This is a genomic window from Mesorhizobium sp. WSM4983 (assembly GCF_029625765.1).
Taxonomy (GTDB): Bacteria; Pseudomonadota; Alphaproteobacteria; order Rhizobiales; family Rhizobiaceae; genus Mesorhizobium.
Window position 1 is genome coordinate 287,410 of record NZ_JARTVM010000005.1, and the last position, 21,599, is coordinate 309,008.

General features: G+C 64.3%; 17 protein-coding genes and 1 tRNA gene. 11 read left to right on the plus strand and 7 right to left on the minus strand.

The genetic code is table 11. From position 1 onward, the window contains the following. Positions 1-20: 20 nt before the first annotated feature. A complete protein-coding gene (locus tag P9254_RS17665; protein ID WP_278056298.1) occupies positions 21-1,544 on the minus strand; it encodes a helicase HerA-like C-terminal domain-containing protein in 1,524 nt (507 codons plus the stop codon). 268 nt (positions 1,545-1,812) lie between these two features. On the opposite strand from P9254_RS17665, the gene P9254_RS17670 reads away from it, so the two are divergent. The 4 genes from P9254_RS17670 (at position 1,813) to P9254_RS17685 (ending at position 6,196) form a co-directional block, all read left to right on the plus strand. After that, positions 1,813-3,255 carry a methylmalonyl-CoA mutase subunit beta gene (locus P9254_RS17670; protein ID WP_278056296.1) on the plus strand — a complete coding sequence of 481 codons (1,443 nt, stop codon included), beginning with the start codon at positions 1,813-1,815 and terminating at the stop codon, positions 3,253-3,255. Next, positions 3,252-5,375 (plus strand): methylmalonyl-CoA mutase, encoded by a 2,124-nt coding sequence (scpA, locus tag P9254_RS17675; RefSeq protein ID WP_095823743.1) that lies wholly within the window; start codon positions 3,252-3,254, stop codon positions 5,373-5,375. The genes P9254_RS17670 and scpA overlap by 4 nt, the downstream gene beginning before the upstream one ends. Positions 5,376-5,582: 207 nt before the next feature. Beyond that, complete coding sequence (locus tag P9254_RS17680; RefSeq protein WP_278056295.1) at positions 5,583-5,813, plus strand: AbrB/MazE/SpoVT family DNA-binding domain-containing protein; 231 nt, start codon at positions 5,583-5,585, stop codon at positions 5,811-5,813. After that, complete coding sequence (locus P9254_RS17685) at positions 5,810-6,196, plus strand: type II toxin-antitoxin system death-on-curing family toxin (RefSeq protein ID WP_278056294.1); 387 nt, start codon at positions 5,810-5,812, stop codon at positions 6,194-6,196. Before P9254_RS17680 ends, P9254_RS17685 begins: the two co-directional genes overlap by 4 nt. Here the strand turns inward: P9254_RS17685 and greA are convergent. Then, positions 6,193-6,675 (minus strand): transcription elongation factor GreA, encoded by a 483-nt coding sequence (gene greA / locus P9254_RS17690; RefSeq protein ID WP_066997710.1) that lies wholly within the window; start codon positions 6,673-6,675, stop codon positions 6,193-6,195. The genes P9254_RS17685 and greA overlap by 4 nt on opposite strands. A 106-nt stretch (positions 6,676-6,781) precedes the next feature. On the opposite strand from greA, the gene P9254_RS17695 reads away from it, so the two are divergent. Then, positions 6,782-8,158, plus strand: coding sequence for a TIGR03808 family TAT-translocated repetitive protein (locus P9254_RS17695; RefSeq protein WP_278056293.1), 1,377 nt, complete (start codon positions 6,782-6,784; stop codon positions 8,156-8,158). On the opposite strand, the gene P9254_RS17700 is transcribed toward P9254_RS17695, so the two are convergent. Together P9254_RS17700 and P9254_RS17705 are read right to left on the minus strand one after the other, a co-directional pair. After that, on the minus strand, positions 8,155-9,159 hold the full coding sequence (locus P9254_RS17700) for an asparaginase (RefSeq protein WP_278056292.1): 1,005 nt from the start codon (positions 9,157-9,159) through the stop codon (positions 8,155-8,157). The genes P9254_RS17695 and P9254_RS17700 overlap by 4 nt on opposite strands. A 49-nt stretch (positions 9,160-9,208) precedes the next feature. Then, entirely contained in the window at positions 9,209-10,375 is a 1,167-nt protein-coding gene (locus P9254_RS17705) for an acetyl-CoA acetyltransferase (protein WP_095781573.1), read from the minus strand. A 188-nt stretch (positions 10,376-10,563) separates the two neighbouring features. On the opposite strand from P9254_RS17705, the gene betI reads away from it, so the two are divergent. Genes betI through betB form a run of 5 tightly spaced genes read left to right on the plus strand, consistent with a single transcriptional unit; the run spans position 10,564 to position 16,844 of the window. Further along, a complete protein-coding gene (betI, locus tag P9254_RS17710; RefSeq protein ID WP_067320854.1) occupies positions 10,564-11,154 on the plus strand; it encodes a choline-binding transcriptional repressor BetI in 591 nt (196 codons plus the stop codon). After that, positions 11,151-12,680, plus strand: a complete 1,530-nt coding sequence (gene betC, locus P9254_RS17715) for a choline-sulfatase (protein WP_278056291.1) — start codon at positions 11,151-11,153, stop codon at positions 12,678-12,680. The genes betI and betC overlap by 4 nt, the downstream gene beginning before the upstream one ends. Further along, positions 12,680-13,681: a threonine/serine dehydratase gene (locus P9254_RS17720; RefSeq protein WP_442920327.1), complete on the plus strand. Its 1,002-nt coding sequence runs from the start codon at positions 12,680-12,682 to the stop codon at positions 13,679-13,681. The genes betC and P9254_RS17720 overlap by 1 nt, the downstream gene beginning before the upstream one ends. Further along, positions 13,674-15,326, plus strand: a complete 1,653-nt coding sequence (gene betA, locus P9254_RS17725; RefSeq protein WP_278056288.1) for a choline dehydrogenase — start codon at positions 13,674-13,676, stop codon at positions 15,324-15,326. Before P9254_RS17720 ends, betA begins: the two co-directional genes overlap by 8 nt. Before the next feature lie 54 nt (positions 15,327-15,380). Then, positions 15,381-16,844, plus strand: a complete 1,464-nt coding sequence (gene betB / locus P9254_RS17730; RefSeq protein WP_278056287.1) for a betaine-aldehyde dehydrogenase — start codon at positions 15,381-15,383, stop codon at positions 16,842-16,844. 24 nt (positions 16,845-16,868) lie between these two features. On the opposite strand, the gene P9254_RS17735 is transcribed toward betB, so the two are convergent. The 3 genes from P9254_RS17735 to P9254_RS17745 are packed head-to-tail and all read right to left on the minus strand — an operon-like array spanning position 16,869 to position 21,291. Beyond that, positions 16,869-17,519, minus strand: a complete 651-nt coding sequence (locus P9254_RS17735) for a hypothetical protein (RefSeq protein WP_127335512.1) — start codon at positions 17,517-17,519, stop codon at positions 16,869-16,871. A 3-nt stretch (positions 17,520-17,522) separates the two neighbouring features. Further along, positions 17,523-19,760 carry an AGE family epimerase/isomerase gene (locus P9254_RS17740; RefSeq protein WP_278056286.1) on the minus strand — a complete coding sequence of 746 codons (2,238 nt, stop codon included), beginning with the start codon at positions 19,758-19,760 and terminating at the stop codon, positions 17,523-17,525. A gap of 10 nt (positions 19,761-19,770) precedes the next feature. After that, entirely contained in the window at positions 19,771-21,291 is a 1,521-nt protein-coding gene (locus P9254_RS17745; RefSeq protein WP_278056285.1) for a phosphomannomutase/phosphoglucomutase, read from the minus strand. A gap of 200 nt (positions 21,292-21,491) precedes the next feature. Between P9254_RS17745 and P9254_RS17750 the strand changes: the two genes are divergently transcribed. Then, a tRNA-Pro gene (locus tag P9254_RS17750) sits at positions 21,492-21,568 on the plus strand. Positions 21,569-21,599 lie beyond the last annotated feature (31 nt).

Here is a 21,599-nt window from a genome sequence, read left to right on the forward strand (position 1 = left end):
CGCCGCGCCTCCGTTGGGCGCTACCGCCCGCGCGCCAGGCTGCCTAGTATCCCGCGCACTATCGCGCGGCCGACGGAAGAGCCCACCGAACGCACCACCGACTTGATCGCGGCTTCGGCCACTGTCTGACGGTTGGAGGACCGGCGGCCCGACCCTCCCAACACATCGTCGAAGCCCGGAATTGTCCAGCGCGAGCCGCCGGTGCCCGCCTGCTGCGCCTGCGCTTCGGCTTCCTGCGCCTCCCTGGTCTTCTTCTGCAGTATCTCGAAGGCCGAGTCGCGATCGACCGCTTGATCGTACTGCCCGGCGACCGGGCTCTCGGCAAGGACCTTGCGGCGCTCGTCGGGTGTGATCGGCCCGAGCCGCGACGACGGCGGGCGAATCAATGTGCGCTGTACCATGGCCGGCACGCCCTTATCCTCCAGCATCGAGACCAGCGCCTCGCCGGTGGCGAGCTGGGTAATCGCGGTGGCGCAGTCGAAATCCGGGTTGGGCCGGAAGGTGTCGGCCGCCGTCCGCACCGCCTGCTGCTCGCGCGGCGTATAGGCGCGCAACGCGTGCTGCACGCGGTTGCCGAGCTGGGCCAAAACCTTTTCCGGAATGTCGAGCGGGTTCTGGGTGACGAAATAGACGCCGACACCCTTGGAGCGGATCAGCCGCACCACCTGCTCGACGCGATCAACCAGCACCTTCGGCGCGTCCTCGAACAAAAGATGCGCCTCGTCGAAGAAGAAGACCAGCTTCGGCCGCTCGAGATCGCCGACCTCGGGCAGTTCCTCAAACAGCTCCGACATCAGCCAGAGCAGGAAAGTGGCGTAGAGCCTGGGATTCATCATCAGTCTGTCGGCGGCCAGAACACTGATCGCGCCTCGGCCGTCGCGGGTGGTGCGCATCAAATCGGCGATGCGCAGCGCCGGCTCGCCGAAGAAGTTCGCGGCGCCCTGCTGCTCAAGCACCAGAAGCGTGCGCTGGATGGCGCCGACGGAAGGCTTGGTGACATTGCCGTAGCGTGCGCTGAGCTCGTCGGCTCGCTCGGCGATGTTGGCGAGCAGCGCCTGAAGATCTTTGAGATCAAGCAGCAGCAGGCCCTCTTCGTCAGCGATGCGGAAGGCGATGTTCATGACACCTTCCTGCGCTTCGGTGAGGTTCATCAGCCGCGACAAAAGCAGCGGCCCCATTTCCGAGATGGTGGCACGGATCGGGTGACCCTGCTCGCCGAACAGATCCCAGAAGATGACCGGGTATTCCTGAAACTGATAGGGATCGAGCTTCACCTGCTCTGCACGCTTGACAAGGAAATCCTTGGCCTCGCCCATCATGGCGATGCCGGAAAGGTCGCCCTTGATGTCGGCGCAGAAGACCGGGACGCCGGCATTTGAAAAGCCCTCGGCCAAGACCTCCAGGCTGACCGTCTTGCCGGTGCCTGTGGCGCCGGTAATCAGGCCGTGGCGGTTGCCGTAGCGCAGCAGGAGTTCCTCGGCGCGCTGGTAGGAATCATCAGGCTTGCGGCTGGCGCCGATGAAGATGCTGGTGTGGTCAGCCATATGTCCGGTCTCCGCAATCTCATCCGCCAAAAACGCCCGGTCTCATGGAGGATAATAACGCGATCGGCGGGCGACAATGCCCACCATCAAATTTGGCGCTATTCGAATTTGACGCTGGCAGCGAAACCACCTTACTTAGCTTGCGGATTTTGCGCATGTTTGGCAACCGGTTAGCGGCTGCCGGAACAACCGCGACGGATGTCGCATTGTGATATGCGGCGGGGGACCATAGACTGGTGGCTGATGCGGCCGAGAGACGAGGAGTGCGATGGGCGCCGGCGCCTTGACTAGGGATGTCGACCTTCCAGACCCGGACGCCAAACGCTGGCTGGCGCTGGCGGAAAAAGCGCTTGCCGGCGGCGCTTTCGAACAGAAGCTTGTTTCGCACACCGATGACGGCATCCGCATCGAGCCGCTCAGCGAGCGTTCGACGACAGCCGAGCCGCTGGTGCGCACCAATCCGAAGTCGCCATGGATCGTCAGCCAGCGCATCGACGATCCCGATATCGCCCGCGCCAGCGCCCAGGCGCTGCAGGACATCGCTGAGGGCGCGACCGGCCTGTCGCTGGTTTTCGAGGGTGCGCCGAATGCGTTCGGCTACGGGCTGCCGAGAACCGCGGAGGCGCTGGAAACGGTGCTCGACGGCGTGCCGCTCAACCGGGTCCAGGTGCGCATCGATGCGCATCCGTGGAGCCGCGCCGTGGCGGATTGGCTGCTCGCCTTCCTGACCCGGCGCCGCTCCGATCCGGCGAAGCTCAACCTTTCCTTCGGCATCGACCCGGCGGCGATCTTCGCCGGCACCGGACGGCTGCGCACCTCGATCGAGGCGCTGCAGGAGTCAATGCCGCAATCGCTGGCGCATTTCTTCTCGATGGGCGTGCCCGGCGTGCTGCTCGAAGCGGACGGCCGCGTCTTCCACAATGCCGGCGCCACCGAGGCGCAGGAGCTCGGCACGATGATGGCTTCCGCCGTGTCCTATCTCAGGATGTTCGAGAAGGCGCGTCAGCCGCTGGTCTATGCCGCGCCCTATATCGGCTTTGCCCTCAGCGTCGACCAGGACCAGTTCCTGTCGATGGCCAAGGTGCGGGCGTTGCGCAAGCTCTGGGCGCGGATCCAGGAAGCCTGCTCGATCCCGGCCTCGACGGCGAACGTCCACGCCGAGACCTCCTATCGCATGATGGCGATGGCGGATCCGGAAACCAACATTCTGCGCACCGCGATTGCCGCTTTTGCCGCCGCGACCGGCGGCGCTGATTCCGTCTCGATCCTGCCGCATACCATCGCGCATGGACTGCCGGCCGGTTTTGCGCGCCGCGTCGCCCGCAACGCGCAGCTGATCCTGGCGCATGAGAGCCATCTCCATCACGTGGCCGATCCGGCCAGCGGCTCCGGAGCGGTCGAGGCGCTGACCGACGGTCTTTGCGCGGCGGCCTGGGAAGAATTTCAGCGCATCGAGGCCGAGGGCGGCGTGCTCAACAGCCTGCAGCAGGGCTATATCCAGAACCGTGTGCAGACGGCCGCCGCGAAGCGCAATGCCGTCTATCGGGCCGGCGAACGAGGCATCATCGGCACCACCTTGTTCCGCACCGGCAGCGAGCGCCCCGTCGAGACATTGAAAGCCGAACGCCGGCCCGCGCTGACAGAAGGCGTGGCGACCTGCGAGCCGCTGTTTCCAGTTCGCATCGATCAGTCGATCGGAGCCGGCTCATGATCCCGGATTTCAGCCAGATCGGCTGGTCGGCGCCGCGCCGCGCGCCGGTCGAGCTCAAGGGCCAGCGGATGACGCCGGAAGGCATCGCCCTGAAACACCTCTACACGCAGGCCGACCTCAAGGGCCTGGCCAATCTCGACACCTATCCGGGCCTGCCGCCCTTCGTGCGCGGCCCCTACCCGACCATGTATGTCCAGCAGCCCTGGACGATCCGGCAATATGCCGGCTTCTCGACGGCGGAGGAATCCAACGCTTTCTACCGGCGCAACCTCGCGGCCGGCCAGAAGGGCCTGTCGGTCGCCTTCGACCTCGCGACCCATCGCGGCTATGACAGCGACCATCCGCGCGTCGCCGGCGATGTCGGCATGGCGGGCGTGGCGATCGATTCCATCCTCGACATGCGCCAGCTGTTCGACGGCATTCCGCTCAACGAGATGACGGTGTCGATGACCATGAACGGCGCCGTGCTGCCGATCATGGCGCTCTATATCGTGGCGGCGGAGGAACAGGGTGTCGCGCAGAAGGACCTCGCCGGGACCATTCAGAACGACATTCTGAAGGAGTTCATGGTCCGCAACACCTACATCTATCCGCCGAAGCCTTCGATGCGGATCGTGTCGGACATCTTCGCCTATACCTCGCGACACATGCCGAAATTCAATTCGATCTCGATCTCCGGCTATCATATGCAGGAGGCGGGCGCGACGGCCGACCTCGAACTCGCCTACACGATCGCCGACGGCATCGAATATGCGCGCGCCGGCGTCGCCGCGGGTCTCGACATCGACCGGTTCGCGCCGCGCCTTTCCTTCTTCTGGGCGATCGGCATGAACTTCTTCATGGAGGTCGCCAAGCTCAGGGCCGCGCGGCTGCTCTGGTCGAGCCTGATGAAGAAGAATTTTGCGCCGAAAGACGAGCGCTCGCTGTCGCTGCGCACCCATTGCCAGACATCGGGCTGGTCGCTGACGGCGCAGGATCCCTACAACAACATCACGCGCACGATGATCGAGGCGATGGCGGCAACGCAGGGACATACCCAGTCGCTGCACACCAATTCCTTCGACGAGGCGATGGCGCTGCCGACCGACCATTCGGCCCGCATTGCCCGCAACACGCAGCTCATCCTGCAAAAGGAATCCGGCACCACGCGCATGATCGACCCGTGGGGCGGCTCGGCCTATGTCGAGCGGCTGACACATGATCTGGCGGCCCGCGCGCTCGCCCATATCGAGGAGGTCGAAAACCTCGGCGGCATGGCGGCGGCGATCGAGAAAGGCATTCCGAAGCTGCGCATCGAGGAAGCGGCGGCGCGCACCCAGGCACGCATCGATTCCGGCGAGCAGGTGCTGGTCGGAGTCAATGCGCATCGCCCGGAAGCCGACATCGAGGTCGATGTGCTGAAGATCGATAATGCCGAGGTCAAGGCCCGGCAATTGGCGAAGCTGCAGCGGCTCAAAGGCACGCGCGACGTCGCGGCCCTGGAGGATGCGCTAACCGCCCTCACCCGCGCGGCTGAAAGCGGCGAGAACCTGCTCGAATTCGCGATCCGCGCGGCGCGGGCCAATGCGACCGTCGGCGAGATCTCGCTGGCGTTGGAGAAAGTGTTCGGGCGCCATGCAGCCACCGTGCAGACCATCTCCGGCGTCTATCGCGACGCGCTCGGCGACAATCCGGCGGTCGATCGGCTCAAGGACAAGCTCGAAGCCTTCGAAAAGAAATCCGGTGCAAAGCCGCGCATCCTGGTCGCCAAGATGGGCCAGGACGGCCATGATCGCGGCCAGAAGGTGATCGCCAGCGCCTTTGCCGATCTCGGCTTCGAGGTCACCGTCGGACCGATGTTCCAGACGCCGGAGGAGATCGCAAAGCTAGCGGTGCAGCATGATGTCGACATCATCGGCGCGTCCTCGCTCGCGGCCGGACATCTGACGCTGATCCCCGAGCTCAAGGAGGCGCTGAGGAAGCTCGGCCATGGCGACATGCTGATCGTCGCCGGCGGCGTCATCCCGCCACAGGATTACGACGCGGTGCTGAAGGCTGGGGCGGCCGAAATCTTCCCGCCGGGGACCGTCATCCCGCAAGCGGCGGACAGGCTGATGGACAGGCTGCTGTCGGTTGAGTGAATAGCCTGTGTCGGGAACTGGTCAAACGCAACTCGTTGCTAAGGCTTATCGGCACAGCTAATGCGCCAATCGAGAGAGGAAGAGGATCCCGTCCTCAACCCGCTTCTTGATGGCGACCATGTCAGTAGTTCCCAATCGGTTGTTATAATTTCCGTTGCAACAACAGGCCCTCCAGTTATAATTGCCGTTGCAACAGGACGACCTACCATGAACACCACCATTCGAAAGATTGGCAACTCCGAAGGTCTGATTTTGCCGAAAGAGCTTCTCGACCGGCTAAACCTGAAGGCGGGCGACAACGTCATCGTCGTTCAGGAGGGCCAGGAGCTGCGCTTGCGCCGTCTTGAAGACTCTGCCGAAGAATTCGAGCGTAAGATGAAGATCGCGCGCGAACGGATGAAGAAATACGAGGTTGCCTACCGCGCGCTCGCTAAATGACCGAGCATCATTCGCGAGAATTCGTGGAGGCGATGCACGCTGAGCAGTTGCGCCTCCATGGCGGAGCCTCCGGTATACGCGACCAGGGCTTGCTAGAATCTGCCCTCGCCCGCCCCCAACAGAAGGAAGCGTATGGCGAGCCCGATCTTTGTGAACTCGCGGCGGCCTACCTCTTCGGCAGTGCGAAGAACCACCCCTTCGTTGACGGGAACAAGCGCACGGCTTTTGCCGCGGCCGATTTGTTTCTCTATTTCAACGGGTTAAGCGTAGAAGCCGAACAGCAGGATGTTATCCAGTTGGTGATGATGGTCGCCGCAGGTGAAATCGATGAGACCGGAGCCGCGGCGTTTTTCCGCGACCATACAGTCAAGCTCAAGGCCTAGTTCTCGGCCTTGTCCGACAGCTTGACGATCTCCCACTCCTTGCCGTTGACGGCAACGACCTCGCCGACCTTCTTGCCGAACAGGGCCATCGCCATCGGCGAGACATGGGAGATGCTGCCTTTCGACGGGTTGGCCTCGTCCTCGCCGACGATGCGCCAGTGGACCTTCTTGCCGTCGCCGTTTTCCAGCGTGACGCCCATGCCGAAGCGGACCACATTGCTGCCGGACTCCGGCACCGAAAGCTCCGCGCTCTCGCGCCGCGCGGTCCAGTAGCGCAGGTCGCGGGACACTATTGCGAGGCGCTCGCGATCGCCGCGTCTTTCGGCCTTGGCCATTTGATCTCGCAATTCGGAGAGATTCTCTTCGATCATCGCGAGTCCCCGCTCCGTTACCAGATTGCGGTGCGGACTGATCGGCCGTTCGCCGACACCGGCAATGGCGTTTTCGCTGTCTTCCTCGCGGGTGAAAGCTCTACTCATAACATGAACTTAAGCTTGGTCAGGCAACTGCACAAGCGGTTTGCCTGCGAGCTGGCCTTGGCACGATTCCTGCGACGGAGCGGTTGAAACGCCAGGACCTGTGCCGATGTTGAACAGACGAACGCTGCTTGCCCGCACCACCGGCCTCGCCGCTGCCGGCCTCTTTGCCGGCAAGGCATCGGCGAAGATGCTGCCCGGCATCGAGAAGGCCACGATGCGCGGCTCGATCAATGCCATCGAAATCGGCTTGCAGCCGGGCGCGCTGGACGACCAGAGCAAGGCCTTCGCCAAGCTGCTCGGCGACGCCAGCGACCGCGATGCGCCGGTGTTTCTGCCGCCCGGGACCTATCTTGTCTCCAACCTGAAGCTGCCTGCCCGCGTGCGCCTTTCGGGCGTCCCGGGGGCGACCCGCATCGTCTATGGCGGCAACGGCCACCTGATGATGGCCGAACAGGCCGAGCATATCGAACTCAGCGGGCTGGTGCTGGACGGCAGCAACCGCTGGCTGGCCGACTATACGCAAGGGCTGCTCGATCTGCGCCGCGTCGCGCATCTCGCCATCGACAATTGCCAGGTCACAGGCAGCGGCAAGAACGGGCTGGCGCTGGAACATGTTTCAGGCCGCATCGGGCGCTGCGATGTTTCGGGCGCGGCAGACGCCGGCATCTATTCGGTCGAGGCCGGCGGGCTGGAGATCTCGGGCAATACCGTCTCGGATTGCGCCAATGGCGGCATTCTCGTGCATCGCTGGCAGCAGGCGGAAGACGGCACCATCGTCAGCGGCAACCGCGTGCAGCGCATCGGCGCGAGGAGCGGCGGCACCGGCCAGAACGGCAACGGTATCAACGCCTTCCGCGCCGGCAATGTCATTATCTCCGCCAACGTCGTGTCGGACTGCGCCTTCTCGGCGATCCGCGCCAACAGCTCCAGCAATCTGCAGATCACCGGCAACACCTGCTCGCGCTCGGGCGAGACGGGGATTTATTCGGAATTCTCCTTCGAGGGTGGGATCCTCAGCAACAATCTGGTCGACGGTGCCGCCAACGGCATCTCGATCGTAAACTTCAACGAAGGCGGCCGCATGGCCGTGTGCTCGAACAATATCGTGCGCAACCTCTCGACCGTCGGCCCCTACACCGCCGACCCGCCGGGCTTCGGCGTCGGCATCAGCGCCGAGGCCGAAACCTCCGTCTGCGGCAATGTCGTGGAGAACGCGCCCCTCTACGGCATGCAGCTCGGCTGGGGTCCTTATCTGCGCAATGTGGTTGCAACGGGCAACATCATCCGCAAGTCCGGCACGGGCATCGTCGTCAGCGTCGTCGAGGGTTCCGGCAGCGCGGTCATTTCGGACAATATCATCGACGCCGCGCAGAACGGCGCCATCATCGGCCAGCGCTGGGCCAATCCGGTGACGGGCGATCTGGCAAGATCAACCTTTACCGGCTACGCGCATCTGACCGTCGAGCGGAACAAGGTCAGTTAGGCCAGCGCCGCCGTCGGCCGCAGCAAGCCCACCTTGGCGCCGATACGGCTTTCGACCGGCGGATGGGCGAGTTCGGCAAGCTTTGCCGCGAGCGCTTCGTCGCTGCGCAGCAGCTTGGCCAGCACGGCGGCGATCATCACCTCGGAGGCGCGGCTGGCGCCGTCATCGCATTTCAAGGCGATGCCGAGACCGAGCTCGGGCAAGGCCGCGCAATAGACGCCCTCGGCGCCGGTCTTGACGAAGATGCGGCCGGGCGCGGCCCGCATCAGCGCGAGGTCCGCCTTACCGGTGCCGGCCACCAGGAACGGTTCGGCCATGCAGGCCGAGAGCAGGCGCTTCGCCGCCTTGGCGCGTTCGGGCGCAAAGCCCCTGCCCGTCGCCATACGCGCAAAGCCCAGCGCAAAGCTCTTCAGCGGCACGGCATAGGTCGGGATCGAGCAGCCGTCGGTGCCGCAATGGTCGACATCATGCGCGGCGCCGGTCACCGATTGCATCGCGTCGCGCACCATCTCCTGCAGCGCATGGCCGGCCTTGACGTAGCCGCCATGGGCAATGCCGGAATGCACGCAGGTACAGAGGAAACCGGCATGCTTGCCGGAGCAATTGTTGTGGAGCGGGTTGGGCGCGCTGCCGGCGCGGGCCAGCGCGATCGTCGCAACGTGGCTCGACGGCCAGTGCGCGCCGCATTCGAGCGCCGTCTTATCGAGACCGGCCTTGGCGAGCATTGCTTGCGCCAGTTCGACATGCGCCGGCTCGCCTGAATGCGAGGCGCAGGCCAGCGCCAATTCGCGATCGCCGAAGCCGTAGGCGTCGGCAGCACCGGATTCGAGCAGCGGCAGCGCCTGGATCGCCTTCACCGCCGAGCGTGGAAACACCGGTCGCGCCGTATCGCCGATCTCCCAGACAGGCTTGCCGTCGGCGTCGAAGACAGAAACCGCGCCGCGATGAGCGCTTTCGACCACCGCGCCCCGCGTGACTTCGACCAGAACCGGATTTGCCATGCTGCCTCCCGCACGCGCGCGCCGGGCGCCGCTTCAATGCGGGCCGCTTCTACCTGATCCGATCGAGGATGGAAACGTAGTTGGCCACCGCAGCACCGCCCATGTTGAAGATGCCGCCGAGTTTTGCCCCAGGCACCTGAATGCCGCCGGCCTCGCCGGTCAGCTGCATGGCGGTGAGCACATGCATGGAGACGCCGGTGGCTCCGATCGGATGGCCCTTGGCCTTCAGCCCGCCGGACGGGTTGACCGGCAGCCGGCCGTCCTTGGCCGTGACGCCCTCCAGGGCGAGCTTCGCGCCCTCGCCGGGCTCCGCCAGGCCCATCGCCTCGTATTCGATAAGCTCGGCGATGGTGAAGCAGTCATGCGTCTCGACGAAGGAGAGGTCGTCGAGCGTGACGCCGGCCTTCTTCAGCGCCTGGCCCCAAGCCCGCTCGCAGCCCTCGAAGGAAAGGATGTCGCGCTTCGACATCGGCAGGAAATCCTGGACGTGCTCATTGGCGCGAAAGGTCACGGCGCGGCGCATCTTCAGCGCCGTCGCGGTGTCGGTGAGCACGAGCGCGGCGGCGCCATCCGAGACCAGCGAGCAGTCGGTGCGCTTCAGCGGACCGGCGACGAAGGGATTCTTCTCACTTTCCTGACGGCAGAACTCGTAGCCGAAATCCTTGCGCATTTGGGCATAGGGATTGTCGACGCCGTTTTTGTGGTTCTTGGCGGCAATCATGGCGAGCGCATCCGACTGGTCGCCATAGCGCTGAAAATAGGCCTGCGCGATCTTGCCGAAGACGCCGGCAAAGCCGGCCGGCGTTTCGCCATCCTCGGGCAGGTAGGAGGCTTTCAGCAGGTTCTTGCCGATCTCGGGCCCAGGTGTGGTGGTCATCTGCTCGGCGCCGACCACCAACACGACGCGGGCGGCGTTGGAATCGATGGCGCGGACGCCTTGTCTCACGGCAGCCGAACCGGTGGCGCAGGCATTCTCCACGCGCGTCGCCGGCTTGAAGCGCAGCCGGTCGTCGGCCTGCAGCACCAGGCTCGCGGTGAAATCCTGCGGTGAGAAGCCGGCGTTGAAATGGCCGAGCACGATCTCGTCGACATCGTCAGGGCCGATGCCGGCATGATCGAGCGCGTCCACGGCCACCTTGGTGATCAAGCCCTCCAGCGTCTCGCCTTCGAGCTTGCCGAAACGCGAATGCGCCCAGCCGACGATGCATGCGGTCATGACAGCCTCCATCTGCCGCGCAGCCTAGCACGTCCGGTCGCGGCATGACATTCAATATTGTTCAATAGTGAACCGTTTTCCAGCCGAAGGGATTTGGCCAGAGCGATACGATCGATTGATCCGATGCCGATTTTTTATTGATTGATGCGTCAATAAAAAATAATCTCGCTTCGAACCGGACCCCTCGCATGCCGAAAATCGGAATGGAACCGCTGCGCCGCAAGGCGCTGATCGACGCGACGATCTCGGCAATCGGCGAGCGCGGTTCGCTGGACGTGACCATGTCGGAGATCGCCGGCCGCGCCGGCGTGTCGTCGGCGCTCGCCCATCACTATTTCGGCGCCAAGGACGAGCTGCTCTTCGCCACGATGCGGCACATCCTTGCCGAGCTCAACATCGATACAAGACGAGCGCTTCGCGTCGCCGCGACACCGCGCCAGCGCGTCTCGGCCGTCGTTGCGGTCAGTTTCTCCGACGAGCAGTTCCAGCCGGAGATCATCGCGGCCTGGCTCGCCTTCTATGTCGAGGCGCAGAAATCGACCGAGTTGCGGCGGCTGCTTCGTATCTATGCGCGGCGGCTCAATTCCAACCTGATGAGCGGGCTGACCGGCATTCTGCCGAGGGCCGAAGCGGACCGCGCTGCGGAAGCGACGGCGGCGCTGATCGACGGACTCTACATTCGGCGCGCGCTGAAGGACGGCGTGCCCGATGCGCAGACAGCGATCGCGCTCGTCGAAGATTATCTCGAAACCAAGCTCAGCGGACGGAGCCTGCCTTGACCACCGAACGACCCAATTTCCTGATCGTCATGGTCGATCAGCTCAACGGCACGCTCTTCCCCGACGGCCCGGCGGATTTCCTGCACGTGCCGCATCTCAAGGCGCTCGCCGCCCGCTCGGCGCGTTTCGCTAACAACTACACCGCCTCGCCGCTTTGCGCGCCCGGCCGGGCCTCGTTCATGAGCGGCCAGCTGCCGTCGCGCACCGGGGTCTATGACAACGCCGCCGAATTCTCCTCCTCGATCCCGACCTTCGCGCATCATCTGCGCTCCGCCGGCTATTACACCTGCCTGTCCGGCAAGATGCATTTCGTCGGACCGGACCAGTTGCACGGCTTCGAGGAGCGGCTGACCACCGATATCTATCCGGCCGATTTCGGCTGGACGCCGGATTACCGCAAGCCCGGCGAGCGCATCGACTGGTGGTATCACAATCTCGGCTCGGTCACCGGCGCCGGCGTTGCCGAGACCACCAACCAGATGGAGTATGACGACGAGGTGGTGTTTCTGGCCGAGCAAAAGCTGTACCAGCTTTCGCGCGAGCAGGACGATGCCGGACATCGGCCCTGGTGTCTCACCGTTTCGCTATCGCACCCGCACGATCCCTATGTCGCGCGCAGGCAGTACTGGGATCTTTATGAGAACTGCCAGACGCTCGATCCCGAAACGCCGTTCATCCCGCATGACGAACAGGACACGCATTCGCAGCGCCTTTACCGGGCAAGCGACTATCAGTCCTTCGAGATCACGTCCGAGCAGGTGCGCCGTTCCCGGCGCGGCTATTTCGCCAACATTTCCTATGTCGACGATAAGCTCGGCGAGCTTCTGGACGTCCTCAAGCGCACTCGCATGCTTGACGACACCATCATCCTGTTCTGCTCGGATCACGGCGACATGCTGGGCGAGCGCGGCCTGTGGTTCAAAATGAGCTTCTTCGAGGGCTCGGCGCGCGTGCCGCTGATGATCGCCGGCAACGGCGTGCCAGCCGGCCTCATCGAGGCGCCCGTCTCCAATCTCGACATCACGCCGACGCTCTGTGACCTCGCCGGCATTGATATCGCTGCAATCGCGCCGTGGACCGACGGCCAGTCGCTGCTGCCGCTGCTCGGCGGCAAGCCGCGCACCGCACCCGTTCTCATGGAATATGCCGCCGAAGGTTCCTATGCGCCGCTGGCCGCGATCCGCGACGGCAAATACAAATTCGTCCATTGCGAGCTCGACGCGCCGCAGCTGTTCGACCTGGAGGCCGACCCGCTCGAACGGAACAACCTCGCTGACGAGCCGGCGAACGCTGCCCTAGTGGCGGCGTTCATGGAAAAGGTCCGGGCGCGCTGGGACATGGCCGCGTTCGATGCCGCGGTGCGCGAAAGCCAGGCACGCCGCTGGGTCGTCTACCCGGCGCTGCGCAACGGCGCCTATTACCCCTGGGATTTCCAGCCGCTGCAGAAAGCCTCGGAGCGCTACATGCGCAATCACATGAATCTCGACAACCTCGAAGAGAGCAAACGGTATCCGCGAGGCGAATGATGGAAGACGTTCTGGTTCCCACCCTCGACCGCCTGAAGCAGGCCTATGCGGTGACCTCGACGGCGACGCAAGTCACGCCGCTGTTGGACTCGGCCGCACTTGCCCGGGAAGTCGGCGCCGCGCGGGTGTTCGTCAAGCCGGAATCGCTGCAATGGGCGGGGTCCTTCAAGGTGCGCGGCGCCTATTGGCGCCTTAAGCGGCTGTCACCGGACGAAGCGAGGAAGGGCGTGGTCGCCTATTCCTCCGGCAATTTCGCGCAAGGGCTTGCGGCTGCCGGCCAGGCGCTCGGCATTCCCGTCACCATCGTCATGCCGATCGACGCGCCTGCCGCCAAGCGCGACGCGACCGCCGGCTATGGCGCGCGCGTGGTGCTGACCGATCATGGGGAGCGTGCCCGCGAGGAAGTCGCCGCCGCCAAGGCGCGCGAGATCGCCGAGACCGAGCAGCTCACCTTGCTGCATCCCTTCGACGATCCCGAGATCGTCGCCGGCCAGGCAGGGGCCGGGCTGGAAGCGCTCAACCAGTTGGCAGCGAAGAAGGCCCACGCCGATCTGGTGTTCTGCTCGGTTGGCGGCGGCGGCCTGATCGGCGGCGTTTCGCTCGCCTTCCATTATCTGTCGCCGAAAACCGAGATCATCGCCGTCGAGCCGGAAGGCTTCAACGGCATGGGCTCGTCGCTGGCGCATGGCGCGATCGAGACGATGCCGATCGGACCGAGATCGATCTGCGACGGGCTGATGGCGCGCAAGCCAGGCGAGGCGCCCTTCGCGGCGGTGAGTGCTGCCGGCGTTCGCGGCGTCACCGTCGAAGATGCCGCGGTGCGGGATGCAATGAAGATCGCCTTCGAGCGGCTGAAGCTGGTGCTGGAGCCTTCGGGCGCGGCCTCGCTTGCCGCGCTGCTCGGCGGCAAGGTGGATGTAGCGGGCAAAACCGTCCTTGTGGTGGCTACCGGCGGCAATGTCTCGCTCGCCGACTTTATGGCGCATATGAACAATGCTTGAAGCGGATTTCGTCATCATCGGATCGGGCTCCGCCGGCTCGGCCATGGCCTACCGGCTGTCGGAAGACGGCAAGCATTCGGTGATCGTCATCGAGTTCGGCGGCACCGATATGGGGCCGCTGATCCAGATGCCGTCGGCGCTGTCGATCCCGCTCAATATGAGCCTTTACGACTGGGGCTTCGCCAGCGAGCCGGAGCCGCATCTCGGCGGCCGCGTGCTCGCCACCCCGCGCGGCAAGGTGATCGGCGGTTCGTCCTCCATCAACGGCATGGTCTATGTTCGCGGCCATGCGCGCGACTTCGACCATTGGTCCGAACAGGGTGCTGCCGGATGGGGCTTCGCCGACGTGCTTCCCTATTTCAAGCGCATGGAGGATTCCGACGGCGGCGAGGACGGCTGGCGCGGTCAGGGCGGCCCGCTGCATGTGCAGCGCGGCACGCGCAAGAACCCGCTTTACGGCGCCTTCCTCGAGGCGGGCCGGCAGGCCGGCTTCGAGCTCACCGACGACTATAACGGATCGAAGCAGGAAGGCTTCGGGCCGATGGAGCAGACCATCTGGCGCGGCCGCCGCTGGTCCGCGGCCAATGCCTATCTGAAGCCGGCGCTCAAACGAAAAAATGTTAGCCTGCTCAAAGGTTTCGCGCGGCGCGTGGTGATCGAGAATCAACGTGCCGTCGGCGTCGAGATCGAAGCTCACAAACAGATTCAGGTCGTTAAGGCGCGACGTGAGGTGATTGTGGCGGCGTCGTCGATCAATTCGCCGAAGATCCTTATGCTGTCCGGCATCGGTCCGGGCGCACATCTGCAGGAAAACGGCATAGAGGTCATTGCCGACCGGCAGGGTGTCGGCCGCAATCTGCAGGACCATCTGGAGCTTTATATCCAGCAGGAAGCGACCAGACCGATCACGCTGAATTCGGTGCTCAACCCGTTCTCCAAGGCAATGATCGGCGCGCAGTGGCTGTTCTTCAAGACCGGCCTCGGCGCCACCAACCATTTCGAGGCGGCGGCCTTCGTGCGTTCGCAGGCCGGTGTCGACTACCCCGATATCCAGTATCACTTCATCCCAGCGGCGGTGCGCTATGACGGCAAGGCGGCGGCGAAGTCGCATGGCTTCCAGGCGCATGTCGGGCCGATGCGGTCGAAGTCGCGCGGCTCGGTGAGCCTGCGCTCGCCCGATCCGAAAGCGAAACCGGTGATCCGCTTCAACTACATGTCGCATCCCGACGACTGGAGTGAGTTCCGCCACTGCATCCGGCTGACGCGCGAGATTTTTGGCCAGAAGGCCTTCGACGGCTTCCGCGGCAAGGAGATTTCGCCGGGCGCCCATGTGCGGACCGACGACGAGCTCGACGCCTTCATCCGCGATCACGCCGAGAGCGCCTATCACCCTTGCGGCACCTGCAGGATGGGCCGCGCCGACGACCTGACCAGCGTCGTCGATCCGGAATGCCGGGTGATCGGCGTCGAGGGGCTGCGCGTTGCCGATTCCTCGATCTTCCCGCGGGTGACCAACGGCAACCTGAACGCGCCGTCGATCATGACCGGCGAGAAGGCGTCCGACCACATCCTTGGCCGCACGCCGCTCGCGCCATCCAACCAGGAACCCTGGATCAATCCGCGCTGGCAGGTGGCAGACAGATAGCGCATGATCCGGCCGGCGCCCTCCCCGCCCCGGCGACTACGAACGGAGAAGACCATGCGCGCCCAGCCAACGGCATCGCACTACGTCAACGGCCGCTACATCGAGGACGAAGGCGGCGCGCCACTGCCGGTAATCTATCCGGCGACGGGCGAGACCATCGCCTCGCTGCATTCGGCGACGCCGAACGTGCTGGAGTTGGCGATCGAGGCCGCGCGCGCGGCGCAGCCGGCCTGGGCACGGATGAAGCCGGTCGAGCGCGGCCGCGTCCTGCGCCGCGCCGCTGACATCCTGCGCGCCCGCAATGCCGACCTAGCGCGCATCGAGACCCTGGACACCGGCAAGGCGATCCAGGAGACGCTGGTGGCGGACGCGCCTTCGGCCGCCGATTGCCTCGAATATTTCGCCGGCGCAGTGGCGGCCTTCAACGGCGAGATGATCGATCTCGGCGGACCGTTTGCTTACACAAGGCGCGATCCGCTTGGTGTGTGCGTCGGCATCGGCGCCTGGAACTATCCGATCCAGATCGCCGGCTGGAAGTCGGCGCCGGCTTTAGCCATGGGCAACGCCATGGTGTTCAAGCCGTCGGAGAACACGCCGCTCTCGGCACTGGCGCTGGCCGAAATCTACAGCGAGGCGGGCCTGCCCGACGGGCTGTTCAACGTCGTGCAGGGCTATGGCGATGTCGGCGCCGGCCTCGTCGGCCATGATGTCGTGGCCAAGGTCTCGGTGACCGGCTCGGTGCCGACCGGCCGCAAGGTGCTGTCGCTTGCCGGTTCGAAAATGAAGCACGCCACGATGGAGCTCGGCGGCAAGTCGCCGCTGATCGTCTTCGACGATGCCGATCTCGAAAACGCCATCGGCGGCGCCATGCTCGGCAATTTCTATTCGACCGGCCAGATCTGCTCCAACGGCACGCGCGTCTTCGTGCAGAAGGGCCTGCATGACCGCTTCGTCGAGCGGCTGACCGAGCGTACCAAAAAAATCCGCATCGGCGATCCGCTCGATCCGGAAACGCAAATGGGGCCGCTGGTCAACAAGGCGCAGCAGGAAAAGGTTGTTTCCTACATCGCCGCCGGCAAAGAGGAGGGTGCGACGCTCGCCAGCGGCGGCAATGTGCCCTCGCTGCAGGGCTTCGAAGGTGGCTTCTTCATCGAACCCACCGTGTTCACCGGCGTGGCCGATGGCATGCGCATCGCGCGCGAGGAAATCTTCGGACCGGTGATGAGCGTGCTGAAATTCGATAACGAGGACGAGGTGATCGAACGCGCCAACAATACCGAATTCGGCCTCGCTGCGGGCGTCTTCACCCGCGACCTGCCCCGCGCCCATCGGGTCATCGCCGAGCTGCAGGCAGGCACCTGCTGGATCAACGCCTACAATCTGACGCCGGTGGAAATGCCCTTCGGCGGCGTCAAGCAGTCCGGCATCGGCCGCGAGAACTCGCTGGCGGCGCTGGCGCACTATTCGCAGCTGAAGGCGGTCTATGTCGAGACCGGGGATGTGGCGGCGCCTTACTGAAGTCGGCTTTCGATCGTGAAAGATTCATGGCTGGTAGGATGCGTAAGCTGAATATCCTTCGACCTTTCCGCCATTCTTCCTGACAAGAGCGGCAAGCACTTTGGCAATGGTTTCGTCGTTCTGATCGAGGTGAGAAATCAACACTCGAATATTTGATTTCAACCCGCCTCTCAGCGCCCCGCCCAGTCGAAACAGTCCGCTTCTAACTGGCACAGGTTGCGCAAGTCGCAGGTAAACTAGGAGCGTACCCCTGAATGATTGGACCCTAATGGATTCAATTGCGCTCCACGGCACCGGCTCATGCAATTGACGCCTATCCCACAACGTTTCCCTGGTGAGAATGAGCAATGGGACCGGATTCGCCGCATCCAAAACCACCCTTACAAACATTCCGACGAACAGGACGCTGACAAAGAGGCATCCGAATACTTCAGCAGCCCACGCCACTCGATCGAGCGAATTTCCAGCTTGCCAGTTTTGGACGGCAGAAGAATAGTACTTCACTGAGGAAGACAGTGCCAACGCGGCGGCGATCCCGAAAAGGGGAGCGTACCAACTAAAGCGGCCACGGGCCTCTAAGGGAAGGTCTATCCTTCGCGGCGCAACGCCCTGCGTCTTCCAGAGAGTTGTATCGCCCGGAACTTCTACAAATTCGCCGGTGTCCGCTTCTCTCAAGCCTCACCTCTTCTCCGCCGTCCCATCCAGATACTGCATCAGCGCGCAAACGAGGTGATAAAAAATGCTGGCCGGCACATCGGTCGCCATCGAGCGGCCGCGCTCGTCGATGCGGTCGATCCAGAGGCCGAGCGGCGCCGGGTCGATGTGCCAGCGGAACAGCCGGCCGACGCGCGCCTCGATCTCGGGCTTGAGGTCGGGCCCTCCCGCGCCATTGAGCGCGATCGCCGCCTTCACCGCTTCGGCCTGCGGCCAGCTGCGCGAGACCGTGTCGAGCGGGAGGCCCTGGCGCGAGACCGCGCCATAGGAAAGACCGGTGGCACGGTTGAGGCCGTTGGCGACGGCCGATGCATAAAGCTTGCGGGCGAAACCATTGAGGTCGGTCTGGCCGCTGCGCGCGGCGAAATCGATCAGCAGCGAGGCCCATTCGAAATGATGGCCGGGCTCGGTCCAGCTGCCCTTCTCGCCCGCCACTGGCTTCCAGCTATCGTCGAAATATTCACCCAGCGTCCAGCTCTCGGCGTCGAGGAAATGGCTGCGGAAGAGGTCGATGATGCGCGAGGCGCGGCGCAGATAGGCGCGCTCCCCGGTCGCCTGGTGCCAGGCCAGAAAAGCCTCGAGCAGATGCATGTGCGGATTGGAGCGCCGCTCGCCTTCGCCGCCAGACGTGTCGAGGAAGCCGGTCATGCGGCTGTCCTCGAGATGGGCGTCGAGGAAGGCAAAGGTCTCCTCGCCGAGCCGCAAGGCGTCGGAATGGCCCGAAATATGGGCGTGCGCCAGCGCTAGAAGCACGCAGGAATGGTCGTAGGCGTCCTCGACCGGATCGGCGACCGAGCCGTCGACATTGAGCGTGCGCACCCAGCCGCCTTTGTCGGTGCGGCCCCGGCCTGCCATGAAGTCAAGGCCATGAGCGATCAGCCGATCCGCCGGGCCGTCCCAGCCGCGCTCCTTGGCGACGGCGAAGGCATAGATCTGGCGCGCCTGCGTGCGCATGCGTTTCGGCTTCATCAACGGCGCGGTGTCGAAGCCCAGCGCCTCATGGAAGCCGCCATGGCGCTCATCGACACCTGACCTCGACCACAGCGGCAGCGTCTCCTCGAACAGCCAGTGCCGAACGCGGCGCCGCCAGGCGCCGCTCTCGATGACGCGGTCATGCGCCGGCGTGAACCTCGTCTCCAGCCGGCCGGATTTCTCCAGCTGCTCGACGATCTTCTTGACGTGCTGGCTGTGGCTGACCGGCGCCACGAAGGTGGCGTCTGCCGTCGAGACGATGGCCACGTCCTTCATGCCGATGGCCGACAGCAGCCGGCCGTCGCCGCGGATGTAGGAGTTCTCGCAATCGATGGCGACGACATCGCCGAGAATGACGTTACCGTGGCTGTCGGACGGGCCGACATCGAGCAGCGACTGCCACGAACCGAGATCGTTCCAGCGGAATCCGGCCGCCACCATGGCGATGTCCTTGGCCCGCTCCATGATAGCGTAGTCGATCGAGGTCGACGGGATCGCCGAGTAAAGTTCCAGCGGCATGTAGAGCCCGGAAAGATCGTTGGTCGCCGCGTGATAAGCGGCTTCCGTCGCCTGCCAGATCCTGGGCTCGAAGGCGGCGAAGGCATCTCGCATGGCGCCGGCGCGAAACAGGAAAATGCCGGTATTCCAATAGAAGCTGCCGGCGTCGAGATAAGCCCGCGCGGTGGCGAGGTCGGGCTTCTCGACGAAGCGCGAGACGTCGAACACGCCGTCGCGATCGGCCGCGACCTCGATATAGCCATAGCCGATTTCGGGCTGCGTCGGCTTAATCCCGAACACCACCAAGCGACCGGTTCTCGCCGCCGCAGCACCCGCTTCAACGCTCCGCCAGAACTGCCGCGCGGTGGAGATTTCGTCGTCGGAGGGCACCACGAGAACAAGCTCATCGCCAAATTCGGAGAGGGTGCGCAGGCTGGCAAGCGCCACGGCAGCGGCGGTGTTGCGCCCCGTGGGCTCGAACAATGGGCCGCCGCCGGCGAGATCAATGCCGGCAAGATCGGCACGGACGCGGTCGGCATGGCGCTCCGATGCGATGAGAAAGATCGGCGTCTGCCCTTCAGGCCGCGCGGCCAGCCGGCGCAAGGTCTTGGCCAGCATCGAACCGTCGCCGGAAAGGTCGTGGAATTGCTTGGGATTGTCCTCGCGCGACAGGGGCCATAACCGCGAGCCGACGCCGCCGCTCATGACGAAACTGACGATGCGCTGGCTCATGACTGCCCTGTCAGAAGGTCTGGTTGTAGGCGCCGACTTCGGGACTGCGGCGCAGCACGGCGTCGACGGCTTCGAACATCTGCCGGCGCCGCTCGGACGATACCGGGCTCTCCACCACCACGACAAGCTCGGGCTTGTTCGAGGAGGCGCGCACAAGGCCCCAGGTGCCGTCCTCCGCAACGACGCGCACACCGTTGACGGTGATGAGCGTTACGATCTTCTGGCCGGCAAAGTCAGCACCTTCGCGGTGCATCGTCTGAAAATCCGCCACGACGCGGTCGACCACGCCGTACTTCACCTCGTCGGGGCATTGCGATGACATGGTCGGCGTACCGTAGGTCAGCGGCAACGCGCGGCAGAGATCGGCCATCGAGCTCCGCGGATTGCGGTCGAGCATCTGGCAGACGACGATCGCGGTGATCAGCCCGTCGTCATAGCCGCGGCCGATAGGCGGGTTGAAGAAGAAATGCCCGGATTTCTCGAAGCCGGCGACGGCACCCAGCCCGGCAACGCGGCGCTTGATATAGGAATGGCCGGTCTTCCAATAGTCAGTTGTGGCGCCGTTCGCCCTGAGCACATGATCGGTGGCAAAAAGCCCCGTCGACTTGACGTCGACGACGAAGGCCGAGCCCGGATGGAACGATGAAATATCGCGCGCGAGCATAAGCCCGACCTTGTCGGCGAAGATCTCGTTCCCCTCGTTGTCGACGACGCCGCAGCGGTCGCCGTCGCCATCGAAGCCCAGTCCGACATCTGCGCCCGTCTCCAGCACCTTCTCGCTGATGGCACGCAGCATCTGCATGTCCTCGGGATTGGGATTGTAGCGCGGGAACGCATGGTCGAGCTCGACGTCGAGCGGGATCACCTCGCAGCCGACACGCGCCAGCGCTTCCGGCGCGAAGGCGCCAGCCGTGCCGTTGCCGCAGGCGCAAACGACCTTGAGCTTTCTCGAGATCTGTTTGCCCTTGGTAAGATCATCGACATAGAGCTCCCGGAAACCGGAGATGAACTCGTAGGCACCGTCGCCGCGGCGGTCGAAGTCGGCTTCGAGCACGATCTTCTTCAACGCGCCCATCTCTTCCGGACCGAAGGTGAGCGGCCGCGCCGCCCCCATCTTGACGCCGGTCCAGCCATTCTCGTTATGCGAGGCGGTGACCATGGCGACCGAGGGTGTATCGAGCGCGAACTGCGCGAAATAGGCCATGGGGGACAAAGCCAGGCCGATATCCTTCACCCGGGCGCCCGCCGCCATCAGGCCGGAGACCAGCGCCAGCTTGATCGGCAGCGAATAGGAGCGGAAATCATGGCCGGTGACGATATCCGGCCCAACGCCCAGGCGCCGGATCAGCGTGCCCAGACCCATACCGAGCGCCTGGACGCCGATCAAATTGAGCTCCGGCGCCTTGGTCGAGCCGGGATGGCCGACCCACCAGCGCGCGTCGTACTCGCGAAAGCCCGACGCCTTGATCAGCGCCGAGGTCTCGAATTCGAAGCTGTTGGGCCGGGCTTCGCCAACAATCGTGAAGGTCAATGGTCGAAACTCCAGAGAGCCGGAATGCCGATTTATAGAGGGCGCGGCTTATCACGAAAGCCTTTAAGCCGGGCTTTATCCGACGGCTAAATCGCATGCCATCCGGGCAAGATTGGTGAAAGCCGAGAAATGCGACACAAGTGCAGCCATTGACGCTTGCAGGATCGGAAAGCGGCGGCTATAAGCCCGCCGTCTGGTCACGGAGTGTAGCGCAGTCTGGTAGCGCACATCGTTCGGGACGATGGGGTCGCAGGTTCAAATCCTGCCACTCCGACCAGAAAAAACAATCGGTTAGCTTCCTCCCGATT

Excerpts from the sequence above, each read along its gene's own strand:
- P9254_RS17665 (WP_278056298.1), bottom strand. The coding sequence starts at position 1,544 with ATGGCTGACCACACCAGCATCTTCATCGGCGCCAGCCGCAAGCCTGAT.
- P9254_RS17670 (WP_278056296.1), top strand. The coding sequence starts at position 1,813 with ATGGGCGCCGGCGCCTTGACTAGGGATGTCGACCTTCCAGACCCGGAC.
- scpA (WP_095823743.1), top strand. The coding sequence starts at position 3,252 with ATGATCCCGGATTTCAGCCAGATCGGCTGGTCGGCGCCGCGCCGCGCG.
- P9254_RS17680 (WP_278056295.1), top strand. The coding sequence starts at position 5,583 with ATGAACACCACCATTCGAAAGATTGGCAACTCCGAAGGTCTGATTTTG.
- P9254_RS17685 (WP_278056294.1), top strand. The coding sequence starts at position 5,810 with ATGACCGAGCATCATTCGCGAGAATTCGTGGAGGCGATGCACGCTGAG.
- greA (WP_066997710.1), bottom strand. The coding sequence starts at position 6,675 with ATGAGTAGAGCTTTCACCCGCGAGGAAGACAGCGAAAACGCCATTGCC.
- P9254_RS17695 (WP_278056293.1), top strand. The coding sequence starts at position 6,782 with ATGTTGAACAGACGAACGCTGCTTGCCCGCACCACCGGCCTCGCCGCT.
- P9254_RS17700 (WP_278056292.1), bottom strand. The coding sequence starts at position 9,159 with ATGGCAAATCCGGTTCTGGTCGAAGTCACGCGGGGCGCGGTGGTCGAA.
- P9254_RS17705 (WP_095781573.1), bottom strand. The coding sequence starts at position 10,375 with ATGACCGCATGCATCGTCGGCTGGGCGCATTCGCGTTTCGGCAAGCTC.
- betI (WP_067320854.1), top strand. The coding sequence starts at position 10,564 with ATGCCGAAAATCGGAATGGAACCGCTGCGCCGCAAGGCGCTGATCGAC.
- P9254_RS17720 (WP_442920327.1), top strand. The coding sequence starts at position 12,680 with ATGGAAGACGTTCTGGTTCCCACCCTCGACCGCCTGAAGCAGGCCTAT.
- betA (WP_278056288.1), top strand. The coding sequence starts at position 13,674 with ATGCTTGAAGCGGATTTCGTCATCATCGGATCGGGCTCCGCCGGCTCG.
- betB (WP_278056287.1), top strand. The coding sequence starts at position 15,381 with ATGCGCGCCCAGCCAACGGCATCGCACTACGTCAACGGCCGCTACATC.
- P9254_RS17740 (WP_278056286.1), bottom strand. The coding sequence starts at position 19,760 with ATGAGCCAGCGCATCGTCAGTTTCGTCATGAGCGGCGGCGTCGGCTCG.